This is a genomic window from Psychrobacter sp. CoH-33_TS_01 (assembly GCF_058189395.1).
In genome coordinates this window covers 137,929-161,220 of record NZ_JBVGQI010000005.1, presented here as the reverse complement: position 1 = coordinate 161,220, position 23,292 = coordinate 137,929, and the positions used below count along the sequence as shown (strand labels likewise).

Below are 23,292 nucleotides of genomic sequence, written 5' to 3'. Positions count from 1 at the left end.
ACCCCTATTTAATGACTCTCGGAGCACACTCTATGAAAATTCGCTCGCAAGTCGGCATGGTGCTAAACCTCGATAAATGTATCGGTTGTCACACCTGCTCAGTGACCTGTAAAAACGTCTGGACCAGCCGCGAAGGTATGGAATACGCTTGGTTTAATAACGTGGAATCCAAGCCTGGCATCGGCTATCCCAAAGAATGGGAAAACCAAAATAAATGGAAAGGCGGTTGGATTCGCAACGCCAATGGCACGATTAACCCACGCATCGGCGGCAAGTTCCGCGTGTTGGCGAATATCTTTGCTAACCCTGACTTACCAGAGATTGACGATTACTACGAGCCGTTTGATTTCGATTATCAGCATCTACATACGGCACCTATTAGCAACCACCAGCCTATCGCCCGCCCGCGCTCTGCCATCACCGGCAAGCGTATGCAAAAGATTGAATGGGGCCCGAACTGGGAAGAAATTCTCGGTTCCGAATTTGAAAAACGCCGCCGCGATAAAAACTTCGATAACGTGCAAGCTGAAATCTACGGTGAGTACGAAAACACCTTCATGATGTACTTGCCGCGTCTGTGCGAGCATTGCTTAAACCCTACGTGCGTAGCCTCTTGCCCTAGTGGCGCGATCTATAAACGTGAAGAAGACGGCATCGTACTAATCGACCAAGAGAAATGCCGCGGTTGGCGCATGTGTATCTCTGGCTGCCCGTATAAAAAGATTTACTACAACTGGAAGTCTGGCAAATCAGAAAAATGCATTTTCTGCTACCCACGTATCGAAGCCGGTATGCCTACCGTCTGTTCAGAGACTTGTGTCGGCCGTATCCGCTACCTTGGCGTCCTGCTTTATGACGCCGATAAAATTGCGGAAGCCGCCAGCACGCCAAACGAGCAAGACCTGTATCAAGCCCAGTTAGACCTATTCTTAGACCCGAACGATCCAGAGGTTATCAAGCAAGCCCTTGCCGACGGTATCCCGCAATCGGTACTCGATGCCGCACAGCGCTCACCAGTCTATAAATTAGCGATGGATTGGCAGTTGGCGCTACCGCTACACCCTGAGTATCGCACCTTGCCGATGGTGTGGTATGTGCCACCGCTATCGCCGATTCAAAATGCGGCGGAAGCCGGCAAAGTCGGTATGGATGGGCTTATCCCTGATGTCGATAGCTTGCGTATTCCGCTACGTTATTTAGCCAACATGCTCACCGCGGGTGACGAAGCCCCAGTACGTCTAGCGCTAAAACGCCTGTTAGCGATGCGCAGCTATAAACGCATGCAGTTGGTCGAAAAACAAGAAGTGCAAAGCATCCTTGACGATGTCGGTCTTACCAAATTGCAAGTGGAAGAGATGTACCGCTACCTTGCGATTGCCAACTACGAAGACCGTTTCGTCATCCCAACCGCGCACCGTGAAGAAGCTTTAAGCGACGCTTTCGCTGAGCGTAATGGCTGTGGCTTTACCTTTGGCGAAGGCTGTTCTGGGACTTCTGACAGCAATATGTTCGGGCAACGCAAAGCCAACCGTCGCGACTTTATCGACACTGTACAAAAGTGGGAGGTCTAAATGACGACTGTAACGATGACGCCCGCTATTAATGAGCAACCAAATATGCCAGCGATTGCCGACTCTGACCTCAAACTGCTTAAAGTACTCAGCCTATTGATCGACTACCCGGCTAATGAGTTGTTCGACGGCGATACTTTAGCCCAGTGTCAGCAAATGGTGCTTGAGTCGACTTTAATTAGCCCTGAGGTACGCCAACAAATCGCTAGCTTAATCGATGAGCTGGTAGAGATGGGCTCACTCGAGGCGCAAGCCCACTACGACGGTTTATTTGAGCGCGGCCGTTCGCTATCGCTGTGGTTATTTGAGCACGTGCATGGTGAGTCGCGAGACCGCGGTCAAGCTATGGTCGATTTGATGGGGCAATACGAAGCAGCCGGCTTCGAGATTGGCGTCAAAGAATTGCCCGATTATCTGCCGATGTACTTAGAGTTTTTGGCCTATCAAGCAGCCGTCACCGGCGATGATATCCAAATCCGTATGGACATTGCCGATGTCAGCCATATCGTGGCGTTATTGGCCGCTCGCCTGCAAGACCGCGGCAGTTTATACGAAGGTTGCTTTAATGCACTGTTACAAATAGCCGGCAAACCGTTGAGCGTGATCGACGAGTTCCGCGAGCAAATCAAAACTGAAAAACGGGATGACAGCAAGGAAGCACTGGATAAAGAGTGGGAAGAAGAGGTCGTGGACTTCTTGGGCGCGCAGCAAGAAGAGCGCTGCCCATCGCAGACCAGCACGCAAAACCGCGCAGCCACTGCAGCTGCCGGCAAGCATAAACCCTCCCCTTCGGCGGCCCCCGTACATTGGGTCGACTTTGATCAATCCCTCTCGGCCAAACAACCTTAAGGAGCGTAGCTATGAACATTGCAGACCCTAGTGTACAGTCCCTGGCCAACCTCAATTGGCTGCAAATCTTCACTTTCGGCATCTACCCCTACATAGCTTTGGTGGTTGCGATTGTCGGGACTTGGGTACGCTTCGATTTATCACAGTACTCGTGGAAGACCGGCTCCTCCCAGATGCTGCGTAGCAAAAATATGCGCTGGGCGAGCAATCTATTTCACGTCGGTATTATCGTGGTTTTGCTCGGTCATTTGGTCGGTATGCTTACGCCACATTTTATCTACGAGCCGTTTATCAGCGCCGGTCATAAACAAATTATGGCAGTGGTCGTCGGTGGCGTCGCCGGGGTATTTTGTTGGATTGGCTTGGTCATGCTGTTGTGGCGTCGCTTTACCGATGATCGTATCTCGCACACTTCGAGCTTTTCGGACAAATTAGTCTTGGTGCTGCTGTTTATCCAGCTCAACCTAGGCTTAATGTCTATCTTTACCTCGATGCATCATTTGGACGGCCTCACCATGATGAACCTTGCCGGTTGGGCGCAAGACATCACCATTTTACGCCCTTGGCATGCCGCCGCGCGTATTGAGCAAACCGATCTTATTTATCAGCTGCATATGGCACTAGGCATTACCTTAATCCTGATTTTCCCGTTTACACGCTTGATTCATATCATCAGTGCGCCTATCTGGTATTTCGGTCGCCGTTACCAGATCGTTAGACAGAAAACTTCGCAGTAGTTATCGACCCTAGGGCGCCGTATTTATTGGCAACGCCATCAGTAACACCCTTGGCAACATCAGTAAAAACGTCTAACTAGGTACTAAACCGGCAGCCGAGTGCAACAACCGCCTAACCGCTTTTTTACCGCACTCGACTTGCCTAATTATTATGTTATTAATTTTTTTACCAAGCTATAAGTTTTCGCCAAGCTATAAGGTTTCAACAAACCATTGTTACCGAGCTATAAATTTCCATTAAACCACTTACTATTCACCATAAGGGCAAACCATGGCCAGTCCACGTACTATTGAAATCGTCAAATCTACCGTTCCTTTCCTAGAAGAACATGGCAATCAAATCACTGAAATTTTTTATCAGAATATGTTTGCTGAGCATCCGGAACTGTTGGATATCTTTAACGAGACCAATCAGAAACTTGGCCGCCAACAATCTGCGCTAGCGTCTACCGTTTTAGCCGCGGCAAAACATTTAGAGAAACTGGCAGTACTGTTACCTGAAGTCACGCAAATTGCGCATAAACACAGAGCCTTACAAATTCTTCCTGAGCACTATCCTATCGTAGGCAAGCATATCTTGGGCGCGATTAAAGAAGTGTTAGGTGATGCGGCAAACGATGACGTTATTAATGCTTGGGCGGAAGCTTACGACGATATCGCAGGCGTCTTTATTCATGTGGAAGAAGACATGTACGCCAAAGCCATGTGGTCTGGGTTTGCGACTTTTAAAGTGACCGATAAGACCATCACGGGCACCGATATTGCAGCCTTTACCGTCGAGCCTGCCGATGCTGAACAAGCTATCGATTTAAGCACCATGAGCTTGAGTGCAGGCCAATATATTACGGTGAAAACTGACCCTGAAGATACCGCGCATTTAGCCTTACGCCATTATTCCTTGTGTTCTGCCAGCACTGATAAAGGCATTCAATTTGCTGTCCGCCGTGACAATCGCAATGGCCATCATGGCTTGGTGTCCAACCATTTGCACGACCATGTTGAAGTGGGCGATACCATTTTACTGTCAGCACCAGCGGGTGATTTTGTGTTAACGCCAGAATTAATCGAACAAAACGAAGTGCCGCTTGTATTGATTAGTGCTGGGGTGGGCGTGACGCCAGTATTAGCTATGTTAGAGGCGCAAATTCAAGCCAATCCAGCGCGTCCTATTATTTGGGCTTACGCTTGTCAAAATGGCGATTATCATGCCTTTGCCGAGCGGGTCGATGCGTTATTAAATGACGCCCAACAAGTTGAAAAACATTGCTTCTATTTCGAAGAAGGCCAATTGCTAGATGAGACTTGGTTAAAAGAATTACCGCAGCCCGCCGATGTGTATGTGTGTGGCTCGATGGCGTTTATGGACAGTATGATTGATGGCTTGTTGGCGTTAAAACATGGCGAAGATACCGTGCATTACGAACCTTTTGGTCCGAAGATGAGCCTAAAGACCGCCTAATCAGCATAGCCTGCTTAGCCCCTTATTTATTTAGTATTTATTGAACTGTTGATTCAGTTCTCAAGTGGAGCGCCACTATGACAGTCACTACTTATAACCCAGCGACGGGTACCTCAGAGTCTGCTTCGCATAGCCACGGTGGTGGTTGTGGCTGCGGTAGCAAAAAGTCGCACAACCATTCACACCAGCACTCGCACGATCAGTCGCCTGAACATACACATGACCATTCGCACCAGCATGCTCATAGCCCTGCCGGTAATGATGGTGAAATTATCCGCATTATGCCGACCACTCAGGATCTAAAAAAGAAACACTCGGATCAAGAATTTATCGAAAAGGCGATGGCAGAAGAGCGCAGCAACCACAGCAATTTAATCGCCTCTAGCCGTGATGAGCTGCCGACTGTTTCAGTTAATGGTGAGCAAATCGATAAGACCGCTATTGCACAAGAGTTACAGTATCATCCGGCCCCCACCAAAGAAGACGCCGTATTTTTAGCAACCCAAGCTTTAGTCGTACGCGAGCTGTTAAAGTTGGCCGTGCATGCTGATGACGAGTTGGGTGCTACCGCTTGGCAACAAGACGAAGAGCAGGCTATCTCAACCCTGATTAGCAAAAACGTGCAGGCTACCACCCCGGACGATGCCACTTGTGAGCGCTATTATGAGCAAAATAAAAATAGCTTTATGACCGCACCAGTGATGTCAGTACGGCATATCCTGCTCGCCTGCCTGCCAGAAGATGGCGACGCTCGTCTGAAATTGAAAAAGACGGCTTATGAGTTTATCGAGCAGATTCAGAACAATACTAACCCTGAAGCCGATTTTATTTTATTAGCCCAGCAACATTCAGCTTGTCCTTCCAAAGAGCAAGGCGGTGATTTAGGTATCTTATCGCAAGGGCAAACTGTGCCTGAATTTGAGAGCGTGGTATTTGCTTTAGAGCCGGGTCTAGCACCAAGCCCAGTAGAGACCCGCTACGGCTTTCATATCGTCGATGTGCTGGATAAGCAAGCCGGTCAGCAGCTCGAGTATTTGCAAGCACGGCCAGCTATCGCCAATAAATTGAGCCAACAAGCCTTCCATCATGCCCTATGCGACTACCTCTATACGCTAGCTGAGGAAGCCAATATCGAAGGCATTGAGATGGCACTAGCTCAGGAAAACGTCTTTAGAGGCTAAGGCTATTAACCCAATGAGGCTAGTAACCCAATAACGGGGGACTTTTTAGCAGCTACCTGCAGCAATCCTCGTTAACATGCTTTCTACTAATGTCTTTTGCCGTCTCGTGTTATGCTTAATGCGGACGGCTTTTTTATTTCCCTATCTCATAAAAACAACCAGAACAACCAGACTATTTTAGAATAATTAGGAATAACGGGCGCATTATGATTACTGTTGCAGACTTACAAGCCGCGATCACCCAACGTATCGAGCACTATAACCAAACGGACTGCCCCGTAAGCCAACGGGCATCTGAGACCCGCAGCTTATTAGACAGCCGTAATCAGGTACTCGCTGAAGAGGTCACCTCCCCCTTTGCTGTGCCGCGTCAAAACGTCTCGGCGATGGATGGTTATGCTATCGCTACAGGCAGCACTTTAAAGCAAGACAGTAGTATCGAGATCATTGGCGAATCACAAGCGGGCTCCCCTTTTGTAGGCCGTCTACAAGCAGGTCAAGGCGTGCGTATTTTTACCGGCGCGGTCGTCCCTGACGCTTGTAATACCGTGATTATGCAAGAGAATACTAACTTTGCGTCGATTAGAGACAGCATCGATAAATCCCAACCTTATCCGATTATCCTCAGTCAAGACGCGCGCGCCGATGACAATATCCGCAAGCAAGGCGAAGAGATTGAGCAAGGCGAACAAGTATTAAGCCGCGGCAAACGCTTAAACCCGGCTGATATTAGCTTACTGGCCAATCTAGGGGTGGCTGAAGTTAAAATCTATACCCCCTTGACGGTAGGGGTGCTCGCAACCGGAGATGAGCTAGTAGCTTTAGGCGGCGAGCTACACAGTCTCGCGCAGATTTATAATTCTAATACCCCGACCCTAAAAAGCCTGTTAGCAGACCTGCCCATCGTTATTAAAGATTACGGCATTATTCCCGATCAGTTAGACGCTACCACCGAGCGCGTGCATGCCGCTATGCAAGAGTGTGACGTGTTGATTTCTACGGCTGGCGTGTCGGTAGGCGATTATGACTTTTTAACCACAGTGATTGAGCAACTGGGCAAGATTAACCATTATAAAGTCGCCATGAAGCCGGGTAAGCCTTTCGTATTTGGTGAGCTGACACAAGATTTGGCCAAGCCGGTGCTCTACTTTGGCTTGCCGGGCAATCCCCTCTCTACCGTGGTCGGCGGCCTACAGTTTGTGATTCCGGCACTATGGCAAATGGCAGGCGTACGCACTGAGGAACAACCGATGCGCTTAACCCTATCCGCTACCGTGACCAATGATATCCGTAAATCACCCGGCAGAAAAGACTATCAACGCGCCGTATTAACGCAAGCAGATGACGGCAGCTATCAAGTGCATTGCTTTACCAGCCAGCAGTCGCACCGGATTAAACAGCTAAGCCAAGCCAATTGCTTTGTCGTCCTCGAGCAAGACAGTGGTAATGTTGCTGCAGGGTCAACCGTGACTGTAGAACCTTTCCCTTGGCTGTCGCGTTAATAACTAGCTAGTAAAAAATGCCTAGTAATAAATAACTGTGAATAAATGACCCATTAACCTAGGTACTATTTACATATTTCATGGAAAATTGCCCTAATTATCAACAGCCATGCTCTTAGCAATTATATATAGTGGTTAGTAGCCTATAAGGCGTAAAACATATACAACACTGGTTAGCGTAAGCACTTTTATAGACGCCACTACTACTAAAGTGGTAGCGTAGTATCAATTGGGTTAATTGCTAACTGGGGTGAATTTGCCATAATAGTGCTATTACCGTAGGTTTATCACTTTTAGTAGCTATATACGTTATTCTAAATTTAACAACAAGCTCTGTAGCCTGTGGCTTTAGCCCAGCTAGTAAAACAGGTTTTGCATAATTGCTGGGCTAAAGCCACAGACTACGTTAAAAAATTTGCAATTGGCTGACCATTAGCTCTCATTAACACCCCTATTTTGACCCATTCTACTAACAACCTGAGGCAACGCCTAAAAGTACAGCATTTGAAATACGACTCCTGGATTCAGGATACAACCGGTACCAAACTATGACCTATCAAGCCCGCGCCATCGGTAATGCACAGCTGTATTCACCGCCCGCTGGATACGAGTCCCCTGCTCTTGCCCCCCTATTGCCCAGTGCTCCCGCCACTACCGGCGAGCATGTCACACTCAAGCATTCTGCGCCTAATACGACTGCAAATCCTGTGCAGTTGCACTCGGCTGACTCGCCTTTATTAACAGATAGCTTTTCGCGCCGTCTGACTTATTTGCGCCTATCTATCACCGACTTCTGTAATTTTCGCTGCGAATATTGCCTGCCCAATGGCTACCAAGGCAAACGTCCTGACGATGAATTAAGCGTTAGTGAAATTGCGACTTTGATTCGCGGTTTTGCGCAAGTCGGTACCCGTAAGGTGCGTATCACCGGTGGTGAGCCGTCGATTCGTCGCGATGTGGTCGAGATTATCGATACGATTAAACAGACTGGCGGCATTGAAACTGTAGCGATGACCAGTAATGGCTATAAATTGGGCAAGCACCTTGCTAATTGGCAGAATGCCGGGCTGAATCAGTTGAATATTAGCGTAGACAGCTTTGATCCCGCGACTTTTCATAAGATGACCGGTTTTGACACCTTGCCGCAGTTGCTTAGAGACATGGATACCCTGCTCGAGACCACCAATATCAAGTTGAAAATGAACAGCATCCTAATGGAGCAGACCGCGTTTGATAATTTGATGGCAGCGATGGCGTATATCAAAGAGCGTCCAATCACCTACCGCTTTATCGAATTTATGCAGACTAGTGATAACAGCGACCTCTTTTTCGCCCAACACGCTCAATCGACGATTATCACTAATTATTTGCTACAACACGGTTGGCAAACCCACGTTCGTGGCAGCACCGATGGCCCTGCGATAGAATATAGCCATCCTGATTATGTTGGCCGAATTGGTATGATTGCCCCCTATGCTGCCCATTTCTGTGACAGCTGTAACCGCCTACGGGTCAGCAGCCAAGGCAGAGTGCATCTGTGTTTATTTGATCAAGGCAATTACGATATTCGCCAATACCTGCTGACAGACGATGTCGCCGGCTTGGTTGAGACGCTACAGAGCTTTATGCCGATTAAACCCGAGCACCATCATTTGCACGAATCGGATAGCGGTATGATGAACAATCTTTCTATGATTGGGGGTTAATGCGCTTGCTAGGTAACGGAATTGTGTACTAGTACGCTTGCTATACAAGTTATTCCCAGTTCAACCAATCTAAGTTTCATACAGCTATTTTTTATTCTAATTTTAAATTCTATTTAAGGAAGTTTTATGTCTAAGCCTGCAGCGGCGTTTATCCCGTTAAACATTGCTATTTTGACCGTCTCTGACAGCCGTACTTTAGCCGAAGATACTTCAGGCCAATATTTGGTCGACCAATTGACGGCTGCTGGGCATAACTTAGCGGATCGCGAACTGATTACTGATGATATCTATCAGATTCGTGCGGTGCTAAGCCGTTGGATTGCGGACCCCCAAGTGCATGCGGTGATTACGACAGGTGGTACAGGGTTTTACGTTCGTGACAGTATGCCAGAAGCGGCTAGCGTCTTATTTGATAAGACCGTGGATGGCTTTGGCGAGATGTTCCGTCTGATTTCTAAAGATGATATTGGTATGTCGACCATTCAGTCGCGCGCGGTAGCCGGGATGGCGAATGGCACCGGTATTTTCTGTCTGCCAGGCTCTTCCGGTGCTTGTCGTACGGGTTGGGAAGATATCCTTAAAGACCAACTCGATAGCCGCACGCGTCCGTGTAACTTTGTCCCGCATTTTATGCATACCAACCCAGGTCATTGATAGTACGCGTAGCATGATTAACAACGGTTTAAGGATAAATTGGCAACGACTAGGATAACTATGACGCAAAAGGCGGACACAGCGCAGAGACAGCACACCACCGCTAACTTGGCAGGAGTCGTCATTTTAGCTGGCGGTCAATCGCGGCGGATGGGCTTTCCTAAAGCACAGCTAAGTTTACCGTCGAATGAGCGCCTGCTTGATTACCATGTGCGCCATGCCAGCCAACTGGGCGTGCCTATTATCATTGCGGATAATGAGCGTGGTTTTACGGTTGCAGAAACTCTATTAGAACAACTTACCATTAATGCTATTCCCTTATTGCATACAGAAGATTATCGCCCTGCCACTATAGAAGGCAGTACGGAAACCGCAGGGGCTTTAGCGGCGATAGCGGGGGCAATGCAAGCGTTAGTGGATGTTGAAGACTCCTCTTACTTAATGGTAGTGAGTTGCGATAGTTTAATTACTGCTCCTGAGCTTTGGCAGGCGTTATCGCCCTACTGCGATTCGCACGGCACTGAAACTAAAGTTGAAACTGAAACGAACGATACCATTGCCAATAATTCAGTAGTTTGTCTAACGGATGACGCCTACCCCTACCCCTTGTTGGCGTTGTATCGGCTAGAGCTTGCGGCTAAGTTATGTGCTTATTTAGATAGCGGTCAGCGCCGCGTCATTGAGTTTATTAAGCCGATTGCACAGCCTGTTTTGTTGCCCAACGAGTGGCGTCAGCTGACCAATTTAAATACGCCAGATGATTTTAAAATTGCTTGCGCTCGGTTATGGCGGGCGTAAATTTAACCGTGGCGACTCTGTTACTCTCAGCATTTCTTATAACTATTAACTATGACCTCACCTATGACCACTGACCCTGATACCATGACTGACTCTGCACTAAAAACCGCAAAATCATTATCGCATTTAGACAGCGACGGCGATATTCATATGGTCGATGTTAGCGGTAAAACAGCCACGACTCGAGAAGCCCATGCTACTGGTCGCGTGCGCTTTCCTAAAGATATTTATAAGGAAATCAAAGCGGTTGATGGTATGACTAAAAAAGGCAGCATTATTCAGACGGCTCATATTGCCGGTATCATGGCGGCAAAACGCACCCACGATTTAATCCCGTTATGCCATCCGCTACCACTCGATAAGATTGGTCTAAGCTTTACTTATAGCGATGAGTTAGACGCCATTACCGTCATTGCTACTGTGAAAGTCACCCATAAAACGGGTGTGGAAATGGAAGCCCTGACGGCGGTTAGCGTCGCTTGCCTGACTTTATATGACATGACCAAAGCGCTATCACACGATATTGTGATTGAAGATATTCGCTTGGTCACCAAAACCGGCGGCAAATCGGATTACCAACATACAGCAACTACGGCTTAAACTGAGATTTAAACCGAATAGTATTAAATATTGTATTGCGCCATGACTGCGCAAAAGGACTTAACAATGACGATAACCCTAAACATTTTATATTTTGCCAGTTTGGCGGATGAAGCTGGCTGCGATCAAGAAACGGTCACGGTGGCGGCGCCCATCACGCTACCAGAACTTTTTGCTCAGCTGAATGAAAAGCATAATTTTAGCCGATCACAATCGCAACTGCGGGTCGCCTTAAATGATAATTTTGCCAATTGGGAAGTCAGGTTATGCGATGGTGATAAGGTGGCGTTTATTCCTCCTGTTGCAGGCGGTTAATCCACCTAATTCAGTAAATTTTTACTGTGTGAAAGCCAACTATTTTTAATAGTTAACCATTTTTAAAGGCAAGCGCATAAGAGTTGCCTTAATAAGATAACGGATACCGTATGACTTCAGCAGCCAACGATAAGGCAACCTCAAGCTTAGATAATAGCAGTGATATTAACGGCAATGACGTTGATGATGTTCATGGTCGCTCGATGCAGATTCAACGCAGTGCCGACGATGCCTATGCTATTGCCATACAAGATGGTTTTGCCTTATTAGATGTGGCAATTGATGAGCAGCGTTTAAAGCAAGCTCTTCGCGATGACAGTTGCGGTGCTTTAGCCACCTTTGAAGGTTGGGTGCGCAACCATAATAACGCTAGCGAAGTCGAGCGTTTAACCTATTACGGTTATGAGAATCTAGCGATTAATCAAGGTCGCGAAATCATCGCAGAGGCCAAACGTCGCTTTGAGATTACTCATGCGGTAGCTATTCATCGTATTGGCGCTTTAGATATTGGCGATATGGCGGTTTGGATTGGCGTGGTCTCAGCACACCGCTATCCGGCTTTTGATGCGTGCCGCTGGATTTTGGATACCATTAAAGCTGAGATTCCGGTCTGGAAGCAGGAATACTATGAGCATGAGTCGTCTAAATGGCTCAGTAATAATGGTTAACTGAATAAAGGTAACTGGCTAAAACTTATAAGAGGGATTTTTATGAAACGTGCCAAACAATTACAACCGCTATCGCGTGAGCACCACTATGGGCTCCACGTGTCTCGTCATGCTCGTGAGTGCCCAGAAGACGCCGAGCAAATTCAAGAGCACTGGCAGGGCCTGACCGACTATATTAATAAAGACATGACCCAGCATTTCCAGGTTGAGGATGATGTTTTATTGACTGCCCTCGCCCCGTACCGCGAGTCCGAGCCAGAAGTCACTAGTGCCCTGCAAAAACTCGAAGAGCAACATCTGGAGCTAGAGCAGCTGAGCCAATTAAAAGACGGCGAGAGTCCAACGGCTGAACAAGTCAGAAAGCTGGCCACTGCCTTATACGATCATGTGCGTTTTGAAGAGCGCGAGCTGTTTCCTACGGCTGAAAAATATCTCTCTACTGATGAGCTCGATGCGATTTATGCGGCCAGTGCGGACAATGTTAAACGTCCGGCAGAAGGCCGTTAACAAGCGGCGTTAATAAATGGCGTTAAAAACTTATGCACCTAGAATAAAAAGCCAGCGCTCTATTAGAGTACTGGCTTTTTTAATTATCACTCAAAGCGCCGCATACTAAACGGTTGGGCATCGATAAACAACGGCTTACCATGAATCATCTCTGCAATGAGACGACCTGTCACAGGACCCAAGGTTAGACCTTGATGAGCATGGCCAAAAGCCAACCACAAATTATCGTGTTTAGATGCCGGTCCAATAATGGGCTTCATATCCGGCAAGCATGGTCTAGTCCCACACCACGCTTCAGGCTCCGCGGCGTCCTTAAGCGGCAGCACTTTTCTAGCACAACTTAACACGGCTTCTAACTGAGCAAAGTTTTTTGGCGCGTCCAACTGGGCCATTTCAGCCCCAGTAGTAATCCGGACACCTTGCTCCATAGCGCCCATCACAAAGCCTTTTTCCGCATCATATAAACTGTGAGAAAATGCGTTTTCATCAGTCATTTTAAAGTGCTGATGATAGCCGCGCATAGGAAATAGAGGGATTTTATAACCTAACGGCTTAATAATATCTGCTGACCAAGGGCCGGCCGCAATCACTAAATTCTGACATAAGTAAGTTTCGTTTTCGCTAACCACCTGCCATCCGTCTTCTGTTTGCATGATACTTTTTACGGTAGATTGCTTTATGGAGCCTGCCATTGCCTCAAAGTTTTTAGCATAGGCTTTTACCAGAGCGCCAGGATTTTTTACCTGCCAAGAGTTTTGCCAATGTATGCCACCGACATAGTCTGTAAAGTTCACATTGGGCTCTAGGCTTTGTAATTCTGCTGGCGATAGCACTTGATACACCACGCCTTTATCCGCTGCCTTTACCGCTTTGCTAATGGCTTGCTCAAAGCTATCTGAGTTACGATGCAGCTCAAGCCAACCTATTTTATTCACCAAATTTTCAGCGCCTGACGCCTTAATCATAGGCTCATGCTCGTCAGTGCAATGCTCAATTAGTGTTGCCCACTCTGCATCGATGGCGGCAAGATTTTTGGGGCTAGAATTCTGCCAATACTGGAATAGAGGCTGGTGCATGCCGTAGAGCGCAGACCACCGATAGCGAATATCCGTACTGGTATTGGGCACTACCCTAGCCAACTCTTTAAAGCTTCTGGGAAACGGCTTAGTCGTCACCGCCTCTCTGGTGATAATACCGGCATTGCCGTAGGAAGTTGCTTCTCCGGGTGGCTTGCTGTCGAGCAAAAGCACTTGAGAATGGTTTTTTTGCAGATGCCAGGCGATAGACGTGCCTACTATCCCTGCCCCTATTACAATCACGTCATAGCGCATGTTTATACTCGCAAATTATTAGCTGACACTAATCCTTTAAGGGACTTTTTTTGGCTATTCTTTTAGCAATTAACCGCCTATTAGGCTTTATAACGCCATACGCTCGCCTAGTCCTTCTTGTTTGGCTTTTTGCGCCACTTCCAAAGCGACTGCCGCATCAAAGCTCGCTGCTCCGACCGACTTAAATAATGTGACGCCTTTTTTATCGTGGTCTATAGTGATTTTTTGCGTGACCAAATCGGCTAAATCACCGGTCAAATCGTCCCAAGTCCAGTCGCAATCTTCGGCTGCGTCCGCTTGAATTAAATCGCCAGCTTCATGACGGCCACCGGGAGCATCATCAATCACCACATGCGAGCAAGCTTCGATCACAGAGTCGCTAACTTCTTTCATCTCGGGTTGGTAAGCTCCTACGGCATTAATATGCGCATCGGCTTTGATTTCATTGAGCTCAAACAAACCTTCGGTAGCACGAGTTGCTAAGTTAATCACATCCGCGTCTTTTACCGCACTAGTGATGTCTTCGCAAACTGTAAACGTCACTGGCCACTCGGGATATTGCTCGGCAAACTTGGTCTTAAAAGTATTGGCGCCCTCAGTGGTTCTATTCCAAAGCGTCACAGTTTTTATATTAGGGCATACGGTTAATACCGCATTCAGCTGCTCATACGCCATACCACCACAGCCGATTACCGCCACCTGCTTGCTGTCCGGCTTCGCTAAATATTTGCTAGCAATACCAGATAGTGCTGCCGTGCGGACTTGGGTCACATAGACGCCATCCATAAAGGCGAGAATTTCACCAGTGTCGTTATTGGAGACCGTCACTACCGCAGTCGTCGTGGGTAAATCACGCTTCGGGTTATCCGGACAAATCGTGACCAACTTTACGATAGCAAACTCTTCCTTGCCATCAAACAATACTGATGGCATCGACAAATGCGAGCCACTATTTTTATCACTAGCAGTAAAGGTTGGAATCACCAAACGCTCAGGACATTTTACCCACTCTGGATGCTCGGCTTGTAGGGTTAATAAGCGCTCAATGGCGTCGATAGCCATGACCATAGTGAGTTGGTCTTTTACGGTTTTTCTGTCTAAAATTTGCATGGGATTTCCTTGTCATTTTTATTAATAAAAGGGGTTTAATTTGCTTGGCGTAGGCTGGTGCTTTAGCCCAGCAATCTTATAGAAGCTCTCTGATAAGCTGGGCTAAAGCGCCAGCCTACAACGATTTTATCAAGGTGATAACCTCATGATAACCTTTAGCTAGATAGCAAAATTCATTTCGTACTTAATACGAGTAGTTGGGAGAAATTTATGCAGCCTCTGGCAAGTCGTAGACGGCCAGCACGCCAGTAAATTTTTACCAGCTACGGTAACTGTTCAAATTGCCGTAAACCTTACGATAACCTTGACCTAAATATCAAAAATCTTACCGCGGTTCATAATACCGTTAGGATCAAATACCTTTTTTACCTCACGCAGATAGTCAATCTCGGTTGCGCTACGGCTATAATGAAGATACGGTTTCTTAGTCATACCCACACCATGTTCTGCTGAGACTGAGCCGCCATACTGCTGCACAATTGCAAAAATAGAGTCATTTACGCTCTGGCATTTCGCAAAAAACTCATCTTTCGATAGGTTTTCTGGTTTCAGAATATTCAGGTGTAAATTGCCATCGCCGATATGCCCAAACCAGCAGATTTCAAAGTCGGGATATCTAGCATTTACGACGGCTTCAATATCGTGGATAAAGCTTGGCACATGGGTAATTAAAACCGACACATCATTTTTATACGGGGTAAAGACTGAGATAGTCTCAGAGATATACTCGCGCAATTTCCATAAGTCCATCGCCTGTGCAATACTTTGGCTCATCACCCCATCGACGACCCAACCATTTTCCATGCACTCTTCGAAGATGGCCATTGCCTTGTCCATAATCGGCTCATACGGCGCTTCAAATTCTAATAAAGCATAGTATTTGGTGCGCGCCTCAAAGGGCTCTTGCACATGCCCGATCGCCATTAACTTCTCAATTGCCACATCATCAAAAAATTCAAATGCGGTCAAATCAATCTGGGCTTGGAACGCGGATAAAACATTCATCACATGGTCAAACTCATCCATACCGAGGACCATCACGGTCAAATCATGCGGTGGCCGATCCAACTTAATCTGCGCTTCGGTGACGATACCCAAAGTACCCTCTGCACCAATAAACAATTGGCGTAGATCATAGCCGGTAGCATTTTTTATCATGCCGCGATTCAGTTTTAGAATATCGCCTTTGCCAGTTACTACAGTTAAGCCCAGTACCCATTGACGGGTCATGCCATAGCGAATCACTTTAATACCACCGGCATTAGTACCGATATTACCGCCAATTTGGCTTGAACCCGCTGAAGCGAAATCTACTGGATAATATAGGCCTTGGGATTCGGCAAACTGTTGCAACTGCTCGGTAATCACGCCCGCTTGCACTTCTACCAACCGATCTGCTGGATAGAATTGACCAATTTTATTCATCTTATCAAGGCTGACGACAATCTCACCATTGCTAGCGACCGCACCTGCCGACAATCCCGTACGACCGCCACTTGGGGTGATGACAAGGTTGTAGTCATTAGCTAATTTCACCAACGCTTGCACTTGCTCGGTAGACTTTGGAAATACGATAGCCGATGGAGCTGGTGCAAAGTGTTTGGTCCAGTCTTTACCCCAATGCTCTAGGCTCGCTGCATCGGTCTTGATCTGAGTCGCGTCATAGCCATGCTGTGCTTGCAAGTCAGATAGCACTTGCTCAGTCATTGCTACCGTGGTGGCTAGGTTCATTGCAGAAGTAGTCGATTCTAAAGTAGGCAGGGCTGAAACAGCAGTCACGGTACACGCTCCAAAGCAATAAAGGCATTTAAGATAAGTCGCCAGATGAAATAAGAAGTCAGATAAAGAGAAGGATAAAAAGACGACTGAATATAATACTAAATCGATAAATAAAAGCAGCGTGCGCCGTTCACTTACCCTATCCACGTACCTGAAGGATGAAATAAATAAACACCACACACTGCATTAAAATATTAGGCCGCTACTGGCCACTAAACCAAGCTGCTGACTAACTAAACTACCAGCTAACTCACTAAGCAATAATCTTTAGACACTGGCCCATATGATACAAGGTCAGTCCCAGTTCGGTATAGCCCGATTTAAAACCCGACATACCGACTTTAGCTTCTTTAATGGTCTTAAACGGTAGCGGCAATACTGCCTTGTCACCTGAGATAATATAATCGGCAAAGCTCTTGCCAATCATAGTACCGGTGGTAATCCCGCGACCATTAAAGGCGGTGGCAGCTAAAATACCGTCTTCAGGCTCAAAGATACGCATGATATGGTCTTGGGTAAAGCCAAAGTGACCGTACCACTCATACTGCCAATTAAACTTAGGCAGATCTGGAAAATAGCTTTTTTGCACGATATTCGCCCAATTTTTATAAAAAGCTTTGGACTTCATCGCCTTACCACCGACTGTGCCCAATAGCAGTCGACCGTCTTTATCACGGCGAATACTCGATAGTGCCAGACGCGTGTCCCAAGAGCCGGTTTTATAAGGGAGTATTCTATCTGCTGCTTCACCGGTTAATGGCTCTGAGGCAATCTGATAGTAATCCACTAAGTAGAAGGTTTTTTTAACTTCCGTCCACTCGCCTTCCGTATAAGCATTGGTCGCAATGATAACTTTTTCAGCTTTTACCGCGGCATCAGCCGTACGCACATACCAATCGTTACCTGATTTTTCCACCGAGGTTACGGCGGAGTTTTCATAGATACGCACGCCCAATTTTGTCGCTGCATCCGCCAAGCCATTGACGTAAGCCGATGGGTTGATAGTCCCTGCTCTATGATCGAGCAAGGCTTTATTAATGCTGGTAGTACCGCAATATTCGTGGCAGCGCGCGCCGGTTAACACCTCAGCATGGACACCGCGACGCGTTAACTGCTCGTAGCGAACGTCCACATCGGCTTCACCCTTGGCATTGTGAGCCATATGGATATTGCCGGTGCGGGTATCTTGCGCCGCGATATTGTAGCGATCGATAAGGTCGAACACGAGGCTTGGGGCATCGCCTAGCGCAGTACCTAAACGCTCACCCGCCTCCTCACCCATAATGAGGTTGAGGTCATCGGGACGGGCCCAAGTGCCTGGGTTGACCAGACCGACATTACGCCCTGAGCCACCGCTACCGATAATCTTGCTCTCTAATAACACCACCGCCACGCCTTGCTCTGCCAGATGAATGGCTGCAGACAGTCCGGTATAACCTCCGCCAATAATGCAGACTCGGGTTTGTGTTTCGCTGGTAAGCGACTCGTAGTGGTGAGTTTTGGGCGCCGTGACGCTCCACAAACATTGCTCTTGCAACATCTCAGGTTCCTTCTAAATTACACGTTGTCTACGGTAGAGATCGTGCTGGTGTTATTGATAACAGTAGGTTCTTCGCGAGGAATAAATTTATTTAAGACTACCCATAGCAAGCCGAATAATGGCGATAACCAGCAGGCAAAGGCGAATGGCGCATACGTTAGCGTGGCGATACCTAGGGTTGCAGCGACAAAGCTACCTCCCATGTTCCAAGGAATTAGTGGCGACAATAGCGTACCGGTATCTTCAATAGAGCGGGTCAGCGTGGTGCGCTTGTAGCCCATCTCTTGATACTTGTCTTTGAGCAGACGACCTGGCAATACGAGGGTGGTATAGACGTCACCGATCAGCGTACCGACACCGATAGTGCTGGCATAAGTGGTAATCACTAGACCGAATCTTGACTTCACCATATTGTTGATTTTGGCCATGATGGCTTTTAGCGTGCCGTAATGCTCGATGGAGCCGACGAAGGCTAAGGCAAAGATGGTCAAGGTCACGACCCAAGTCATCGACATCACGCCGCCTTTAGACAGCAACTGATCGACAACAGCAAAACCGGTTTCACTGACAAAGCCATTTTGTAGGACGTTAAAGATGTCATGCACCCCTACGCCTTGCAAAAAGAACGCGACTAGGCCGGCAACGACGACACCTGATAGGACGGTAGGAATGGCCGGCATTTTCATAACGGCAGCGATAACCACGACCACGGCTGGTAATAAAGTAATAATGCTGAGGTTATAGTTAGCGGCTAGTGAGGTTTGAATGTCTTTAATAGACGTTAAATCGACGTTTTCTGCCCCATAACCCATACCAATCCAAGCGTATATGATGATAGCGGTAATCATGGCGGGTACAGTGGTGGGCAACATACCGCGGATATGTTCCCAAAGATCAACACCGGCAGCCGCTGGGGTTAAGTTGGTGGTATCGGATAGTGGAGACATTTTGTCGCCAAAGAAAGCGCCAGAGACAATAGCGCCACCCGTGAGTGACGGTGGAATACCTAATCCTAAGCCAATACCCATCATAGCCAGACCGACCGTACCCACCGTGCCCCACGAGGTACCCGTTGCCACAGAAATAATGGCACAAATAATACAAACAGAGACTAAGAAGGAAGACGGAGAAAAGACGCTAAAACCGTAATATAAAATGGTCGGCACGGTACCGGCGATAATCCAAGCCCCGATCAGCATCCCTACACCCATCAAGATAATCATGGCGGGCAGACCGATTTTTACGACCTTTAAAAAGCGCTCTTCCATGCCATCCCAACTGCGGCCGCGCAACTTCATGAATAGGCCGGTGATCAAGATGCCACATGCTAGCGGGATATGCGGGGTAAAGTCTTTAAAGACAAAGAATTGCACCATTAGAATAATGGCCGTTAAGATTAGCGGGGCAATGTCTAGCAGGAAGCTAGAAGAAGGGTCATAACCTTCGATATCTGGGTTTGGTGACTGGTGCGGGGTTTCTGTATTCATGATATATCTACCTATCCTAGTAGTTAAAACCAAATCCATTGGTATATTTTCATAGTGCGGTGTTACTTATTCGTCAGCGAAAAACTGACCCGTGACCAAGGTCACATCTCCAAATGGACTAACCTGAAATCCTAATTAAAACAATTAGTTAATAATTCGAATAGACAACAGAGTATTGCCATCAAAAATCGACGTAAAAAACTCGTAAAATTAAAAATAAATGAAGAGTAAGAATAAAGACTTAAAATTAAGCACAGCGCTTAAAAATTAAAATGAATGACCATCAAATCAGTAAGGCTAAGGGCAATTAAGCGCACATAATGCGCGCTTAACCGACTAAAAAGACATTTTGCGCTGGTGTAAATAGAGCTAGAGCAACTAGCAATTAACCGAAGTTAATGCCCTGCGCTAAAGGTAGCTCAGTTGAGTAGTTGACCGTGTTGGTCTGACGACGCATATAGTTTTTCCACGCATCAGAGCCAGACTCACGACCACCGCCGGTTTCTTTTTCGCCGCCGAATGCGCCACCAATCTCAGCACCACTGGTACCGATGTTGACGTTGGCAATACCACAATCACTACCGCGCGCGCTTAAGAACAGCTCAGCTTCACGCAAGTCATTGGTAAAGACACAAGATGATAAACCTTGTGGTACGTCGTTTTGCAGCTCTAAGGCTTCGTCAAACTCGGTGTACGTCATGACGTATAAGATAGGCGCGAAAGTCTCATGGCGGACCACGTCGTTTTGCTCAGCCATCTCAACGATAGCTGGGGTCACGTAGTAAGCATTAGGATATTTATCTTGTAGGACACGCTCGCCACCGGTGACTTTACCGCCGGCTGCACGGGCTTTAGTCAAAGCGTCTTGCATGTTATTGAAGCTGTCTTCGTCAATTAGCGGGCCGACCAAGTTGCCTTCTAGCGGATGGCCGATGCTCACGGTCGAGTAAGCAGCTTTTACGCGTGGCAAGATGTCGTCTTTGACAGATTCATGGACGAATAGACGGCGTAGCGTGGTGCAACGCTGACCAGCTGTGCCTACTGCTGAGAATAGAATACCGCGTAAGGCTAGGTCTAAATCGGCGCTTGGCGTTAGAATCATGGCGTTGTTGCCACCGAGCTCAAGCAATGATTTACCAAAGCGCTCAGCCACTTTAGGCCCTACGATTCTGCCCATACGGGTGCTGCCTGTCGCACTGACTAGCGCCACATCTTTATGCTCAACCAAAGCGTTACCGACATCGGCTTCGCCCAATAGGATTTGCGATAGGTTCGCAGGAGCATCGCCAAATTTAGCCAATGCTTTTTCAAACAGGGCTTGGCAAGCAACGGCGGTTAGCGGAGTTTTTTCTGAAGGTTTCCAAATCACTGGGTTACCACAGACTAAAGCTAGTGCAGTATTCCATGACCAAACGGCGACTGGGAAGTTGAAGGCTGAAATGACTGCGATGACACCTAGAGGCTGCCAAGTTTCACGCATGTGGTGCCCCGGACGCTCTGAGGCGATAGTTAGACCATAAAGCTGACGAGATAGACCTACTGCAAAGTCACAGATATCGATCATCTCTTGGACTTCACCCAGACCTTCTTCTTTGATTTTACCGGCCTCTAGAGAGACTAGAGCGCCTAGATCTTCTTTATGCTCACGGAGCACTTCGCCCAAAATACGGACCAATTCGCCACGCTTAGGAGCGGGCACTGTACGCCATTCTTTGAAGGCTTTTTTAGCATTTTGTATTTGTGTGTCGACATCGCTTACTTGATGCAAAGCGACCTTACCGATGACTTCACCATCGATAGGGCTGTGGACTGCGAAATCGCCCGCTTGATACTGGCTCTCATCGACGCCCATGGCCGACATATATTGCTTAATCATACTGACTCCTTTGTATAGTATTTCATTACGTCCTTGCAGACCTACTAAAGTACCCTGCTGCCGCGTAAGTTGCAAAATAATAAATTTCTTGCTGTCATTCGTTTTTGGAATGGCACATTAAACTTAGGGTATTAAATGCTCATTAATTATAGTCTTAAGTAGCCTTTAGCTATGCCGCCTGTTGCAGCGCCGCCAGACAGGCCTGTAGGCTTTCATCTTGTCTCTGCGCATAAAGGGCCAGCTCATCCTGCACGCTCGCCCCTAAGGCCTGCTCAAACTCTTGCTGGTTCGATTGACCATCATAGCTGTTTGCCGTATCACTATGTAGATTGGATTGGAAGATACCGGCAGCACTTACAGGCAAAAAGTCTTCATAAACAATCGGCTCGATACGAATAACCCCTTGTTCGATAAGCTGCTGTAAATTATCCGTAGAAATATCCAAACCTGTTGCTTGTGCAGAATGGGCCTCGCTAGGTTGATAGTGGAAATAAGCCAGCTCTTGCTCGTGCAGCGCTTGATAGTCGTCTGGGAAGGCAGCAAAAGACTCGCTTAGCAATTCATAATACTGTTCAGCATTGCTTTCATTTGGCGTCACCCCTAACTTGTCACGCGCCTCATTCAGCAATTGATCGTACAAAGCTCGGCCTTTCGGCGTTAACGCCACCCCGCGCTGCTCAATCTCACCAAAGCGAGCGGTATGTTGGCCGGCTTCGTATTGACCATCATGACCTTTAAAGCTCACCGGCTCTACCAAAGCCTTAAAGCTGGTCTGGCGCAACAGGATAGGGCAATCACGGCGTGGTGGCCCTTCGATGATAGCTTTTGGCGGAATACCGCGGCTCTGCATGCCTTGCTGTACCGCATCAATATCTAGCGTCCGTGGGGTTAAATGGTTGATATGCGGCCCTTTAAACCCGACCACATCAGCAATCAATTGATGCTGACCGGCCAACTGCTCGTAGATATCTTTGGCAATAGGCGATTGCTCATGCCAGCGGAAAGTCTCTAACGCTTCTTGGACGAATTGCTCGCCCTGCTCTTGAGTTAGACCGCCCACTTGCTCATAAGTTTCAATCAGCTTGACCACGCCATAGGTAAAGATATTACGGGCATCTAAGGCCGCTTGAGCTTGTTGTCTAAGGTTCTCATCAGCGATCAAATCTAAGCGCAATAGCGAGGTGAATACCCGAAAAGGACTGTTATTTAGTGATGCCGTATCCACCGCACGAAAGGCTGTAGAATGCACCGGTACGCCTGCAGGGGCTAGGTCATAGTAACCGACTGGCTGCATGCCCATGACTGCGAATAAACGACGCATCATCGCTAGCTCTGCCGCAGTCCCTAGACGAATGGCGCCATGACGCTCCATGCTCAGTCTATCCATTTCACCCGTATGCTTCAGCTGCTCAGCTATCTCAGGGTGTTTGGCCAATACCTCGTCATTGACTTCAGCCACTAAATCCATCAAATCGGTGTAAAGCGGCACTTCTTTTTGGTACATCTTGGACATGGCTAGTGAAAAGCTATGACGGATAGCATCACTGCTCATAAAGTCTTGGTTTGAACTTGGTTGCTCTGAATTCAACTGATTTAAACTCACAATTATTCCCCTTCAACTG

General features: G+C 47.5%; 20 protein-coding genes. 13 read left to right on the top strand and 7 right to left on the bottom strand.

Features of this window, described 5'->3' with window-relative positions:
- The first annotated feature begins 32 nt into the window (after positions 1–32).
- From narH to ACZ2XM_RS09985, 13 genes are all read left to right on the top strand, one after another.
- Complete coding sequence (gene narH / locus ACZ2XM_RS10045; RefSeq protein ID WP_490588662.1) at positions 33–1,571, top strand: nitrate reductase subunit beta; 1,539 nt, start codon at positions 33–35, stop codon at positions 1,569–1,571.
- 45 nt (positions 1,572–1,616) lie between these two features.
- A complete protein-coding gene (gene narJ, locus ACZ2XM_RS10040; protein WP_490588806.1) occupies positions 1,617–2,420 on the top strand; it encodes a nitrate reductase molybdenum cofactor assembly chaperone in 804 nt (267 codons plus the stop codon).
- A gap of 11 nt (positions 2,421–2,431) precedes the next feature.
- Complete coding sequence (gene narI / locus ACZ2XM_RS10035) at positions 2,432–3,157, top strand: respiratory nitrate reductase subunit gamma (protein ID WP_490588661.1); 726 nt, start codon at positions 2,432–2,434, stop codon at positions 3,155–3,157.
- Between the two features lie 271 nt (positions 3,158–3,428).
- Positions 3,429–4,616 (top strand): globin domain-containing protein, encoded by a 1,188-nt coding sequence (locus ACZ2XM_RS10030; protein ID WP_490588660.1) that lies wholly within the window; start codon positions 3,429–3,431, stop codon positions 4,614–4,616.
- A gap of 281 nt (positions 4,617–4,897) precedes the next feature.
- Positions 4,898–5,797: a peptidylprolyl isomerase gene (locus tag ACZ2XM_RS10025; RefSeq protein WP_490588805.1), complete on the top strand. Its 900-nt coding sequence runs from the start codon at positions 4,898–4,900 to the stop codon at positions 5,795–5,797.
- A gap of 206 nt (positions 5,798–6,003) precedes the next feature.
- Positions 6,004–7,299 (top strand): molybdopterin molybdotransferase MoeA, encoded by a 1,296-nt coding sequence (locus ACZ2XM_RS10020; RefSeq protein WP_490588659.1) that lies wholly within the window; start codon positions 6,004–6,006, stop codon positions 7,297–7,299.
- A 548-nt stretch (positions 7,300–7,847) separates the two neighbouring features.
- Complete coding sequence (gene moaA, locus ACZ2XM_RS10015) at positions 7,848–9,005, top strand: GTP 3',8-cyclase MoaA (RefSeq protein WP_490588658.1); 1,158 nt, start codon at positions 7,848–7,850, stop codon at positions 9,003–9,005.
- Between the two features lie 126 nt (positions 9,006–9,131).
- A complete protein-coding gene (moaB, locus tag ACZ2XM_RS10010; RefSeq protein ID WP_201498901.1) occupies positions 9,132–9,659 on the top strand; it encodes a molybdenum cofactor biosynthesis protein B in 528 nt (175 codons plus the stop codon).
- Between the two features lie 60 nt (positions 9,660–9,719).
- Positions 9,720–10,457 carry a molybdenum cofactor guanylyltransferase gene (mobA, locus tag ACZ2XM_RS10005; RefSeq protein ID WP_490588657.1) on the top strand — a complete coding sequence of 246 codons (738 nt, stop codon included), beginning with the start codon at positions 9,720–9,722 and terminating at the stop codon, positions 10,455–10,457.
- Positions 10,458–10,520: 63 nt separating this feature from the next.
- Positions 10,521–11,057 carry a cyclic pyranopterin monophosphate synthase MoaC gene (gene moaC, locus ACZ2XM_RS10000; RefSeq protein ID WP_490588656.1) on the top strand — a complete coding sequence of 179 codons (537 nt, stop codon included), beginning with the start codon at positions 10,521–10,523 and terminating at the stop codon, positions 11,055–11,057.
- Between the two features lie 66 nt (positions 11,058–11,123).
- Positions 11,124–11,372, top strand: a complete 249-nt coding sequence (gene moaD / locus ACZ2XM_RS09995; RefSeq protein ID WP_490588655.1) for a molybdopterin converting factor subunit 1 — start codon at positions 11,124–11,126, stop codon at positions 11,370–11,372.
- Between the two features lie 203 nt (positions 11,373–11,575).
- Positions 11,576–12,040 (top strand): molybdopterin synthase catalytic subunit, encoded by a 465-nt coding sequence (locus ACZ2XM_RS09990; RefSeq protein ID WP_227676815.1) that lies wholly within the window; start codon positions 11,576–11,578, stop codon positions 12,038–12,040.
- A 42-nt stretch (positions 12,041–12,082) separates the two neighbouring features.
- The gene (locus ACZ2XM_RS09985; RefSeq protein WP_490588654.1) at positions 12,083–12,547 is read left to right on the top strand and encodes a hemerythrin domain-containing protein; all 465 of its coding nucleotides are present in this window, start codon (positions 12,083–12,085) and stop codon (positions 12,545–12,547) included.
- Positions 12,548–12,633: 86 nt separating this feature from the next.
- Here the strand turns inward: ACZ2XM_RS09985 and ACZ2XM_RS09980 are convergent, their stop codons facing one another.
- The 7 genes from ACZ2XM_RS09980 to hglS form a co-directional block, all read right to left on the bottom strand.
- Positions 12,634–13,878 carry an NAD(P)/FAD-dependent oxidoreductase gene (locus tag ACZ2XM_RS09980; protein WP_490588653.1) on the bottom strand — a complete coding sequence of 415 codons (1,245 nt, stop codon included), beginning with the start codon at positions 13,876–13,878 and terminating at the stop codon, positions 12,634–12,636.
- Positions 13,879–13,965: 87 nt separating this feature from the next.
- The gene (locus ACZ2XM_RS09975; protein ID WP_490588652.1) at positions 13,966–14,988 is read right to left on the bottom strand and encodes an ornithine cyclodeaminase family protein; all 1,023 of its coding nucleotides are present in this window, start codon (positions 14,986–14,988) and stop codon (positions 13,966–13,968) included.
- Between the two features lie 309 nt (positions 14,989–15,297).
- Entirely contained in the window at positions 15,298–16,719 is a 1,422-nt protein-coding gene (locus ACZ2XM_RS09970) for an FAD-binding oxidoreductase (RefSeq protein ID WP_490588804.1), read from the bottom strand.
- 301 nt (positions 16,720–17,020) lie between these two features.
- The gene (gene amaA / locus ACZ2XM_RS09965) at positions 17,021–18,307 is read right to left on the bottom strand and encodes an L-pipecolate oxidase (RefSeq protein ID WP_490588651.1); all 1,287 of its coding nucleotides are present in this window, start codon (positions 18,305–18,307) and stop codon (positions 17,021–17,023) included.
- Between the two features lie 17 nt (positions 18,308–18,324).
- Positions 18,325–19,794, bottom strand: a complete 1,470-nt coding sequence (nhaC, locus tag ACZ2XM_RS09960; RefSeq protein ID WP_490588650.1) for a Na+/H+ antiporter NhaC — start codon at positions 19,792–19,794, stop codon at positions 18,325–18,327.
- A 385-nt stretch (positions 19,795–20,179) separates the two neighbouring features.
- Positions 20,180–21,670, bottom strand: a complete 1,491-nt coding sequence (gene amaB, locus ACZ2XM_RS09955; protein WP_490588649.1) for an L-piperidine-6-carboxylate dehydrogenase — start codon at positions 21,668–21,670, stop codon at positions 20,180–20,182.
- 169 nt (positions 21,671–21,839) lie between these two features.
- The gene (gene hglS, locus ACZ2XM_RS09950) at positions 21,840–23,222 is read right to left on the bottom strand and encodes a 2-oxoadipate dioxygenase/decarboxylase HglS (RefSeq protein WP_490588803.1); all 1,383 of its coding nucleotides are present in this window, start codon (positions 23,220–23,222) and stop codon (positions 21,840–21,842) included.
- Between the last annotated feature and the right edge of the window lie 70 nt (positions 23,223–23,292).

What these genes read in the sequence shown, in the direction of transcription:
- narH (WP_490588662.1), top strand. Translation starts at nt 33, where the DNA reads ATGAAAATTCGCTCGCAAGTCGGCATGGTGCTAAACCTCGATAAATGT.
- narJ (WP_490588806.1), top strand. Translation starts at nt 1,617, where the DNA reads ATGCCAGCGATTGCCGACTCTGACCTCAAACTGCTTAAAGTACTCAGC.
- narI (WP_490588661.1), top strand. Translation starts at nt 2,432, where the DNA reads ATGAACATTGCAGACCCTAGTGTACAGTCCCTGGCCAACCTCAATTGG.
- ACZ2XM_RS10030 (WP_490588660.1), top strand. Translation starts at nt 3,429, where the DNA reads ATGGCCAGTCCACGTACTATTGAAATCGTCAAATCTACCGTTCCTTTC.
- ACZ2XM_RS10025 (WP_490588805.1), top strand. Translation starts at nt 4,898, where the DNA reads ATGCCGACCACTCAGGATCTAAAAAAGAAACACTCGGATCAAGAATTT.
- ACZ2XM_RS10020 (WP_490588659.1), top strand. Translation starts at nt 6,004, where the DNA reads ATGATTACTGTTGCAGACTTACAAGCCGCGATCACCCAACGTATCGAG.
- moaA (WP_490588658.1), top strand. Translation starts at nt 7,848, where the DNA reads ATGACCTATCAAGCCCGCGCCATCGGTAATGCACAGCTGTATTCACCG.
- moaB (WP_201498901.1), top strand. Translation starts at nt 9,132, where the DNA reads ATGTCTAAGCCTGCAGCGGCGTTTATCCCGTTAAACATTGCTATTTTG.
- mobA (WP_490588657.1), top strand. Translation starts at nt 9,720, where the DNA reads ATGACGCAAAAGGCGGACACAGCGCAGAGACAGCACACCACCGCTAAC.
- moaC (WP_490588656.1), top strand. Translation starts at nt 10,521, where the DNA reads ATGACCACTGACCCTGATACCATGACTGACTCTGCACTAAAAACCGCA.
- moaD (WP_490588655.1), top strand. Translation starts at nt 11,124, where the DNA reads ATGACGATAACCCTAAACATTTTATATTTTGCCAGTTTGGCGGATGAA.
- ACZ2XM_RS09990 (WP_227676815.1), top strand. Translation starts at nt 11,576, where the DNA reads ATGCAGATTCAACGCAGTGCCGACGATGCCTATGCTATTGCCATACAA.
- ACZ2XM_RS09985 (WP_490588654.1), top strand. Translation starts at nt 12,083, where the DNA reads ATGAAACGTGCCAAACAATTACAACCGCTATCGCGTGAGCACCACTAT.
- ACZ2XM_RS09980 (WP_490588653.1), bottom strand. Translation starts at nt 13,878, where the DNA reads ATGCGCTATGACGTGATTGTAATAGGGGCAGGGATAGTAGGCACGTCT.
- ACZ2XM_RS09975 (WP_490588652.1), bottom strand. Translation starts at nt 14,988, where the DNA reads ATGCAAATTTTAGACAGAAAAACCGTAAAAGACCAACTCACTATGGTC.
- ACZ2XM_RS09970 (WP_490588804.1), bottom strand. Translation starts at nt 16,719, where the DNA reads ATGAACCTAGCCACCACGGTAGCAATGACTGAGCAAGTGCTATCTGAC.
- amaA (WP_490588651.1), bottom strand. Translation starts at nt 18,307, where the DNA reads ATGTTGCAAGAGCAATGTTTGTGGAGCGTCACGGCGCCCAAAACTCAC.
- nhaC (WP_490588650.1), bottom strand. Translation starts at nt 19,794, where the DNA reads ATGAATACAGAAACCCCGCACCAGTCACCAAACCCAGATATCGAAGGT.
- amaB (WP_490588649.1), bottom strand. Translation starts at nt 21,670, where the DNA reads ATGATTAAGCAATATATGTCGGCCATGGGCGTCGATGAGAGCCAGTAT.
- hglS (WP_490588803.1), bottom strand. Translation starts at nt 23,222, where the DNA reads ATGAGCAGTGATGCTATCCGTCATAGCTTTTCACTAGCCATGTCCAAG.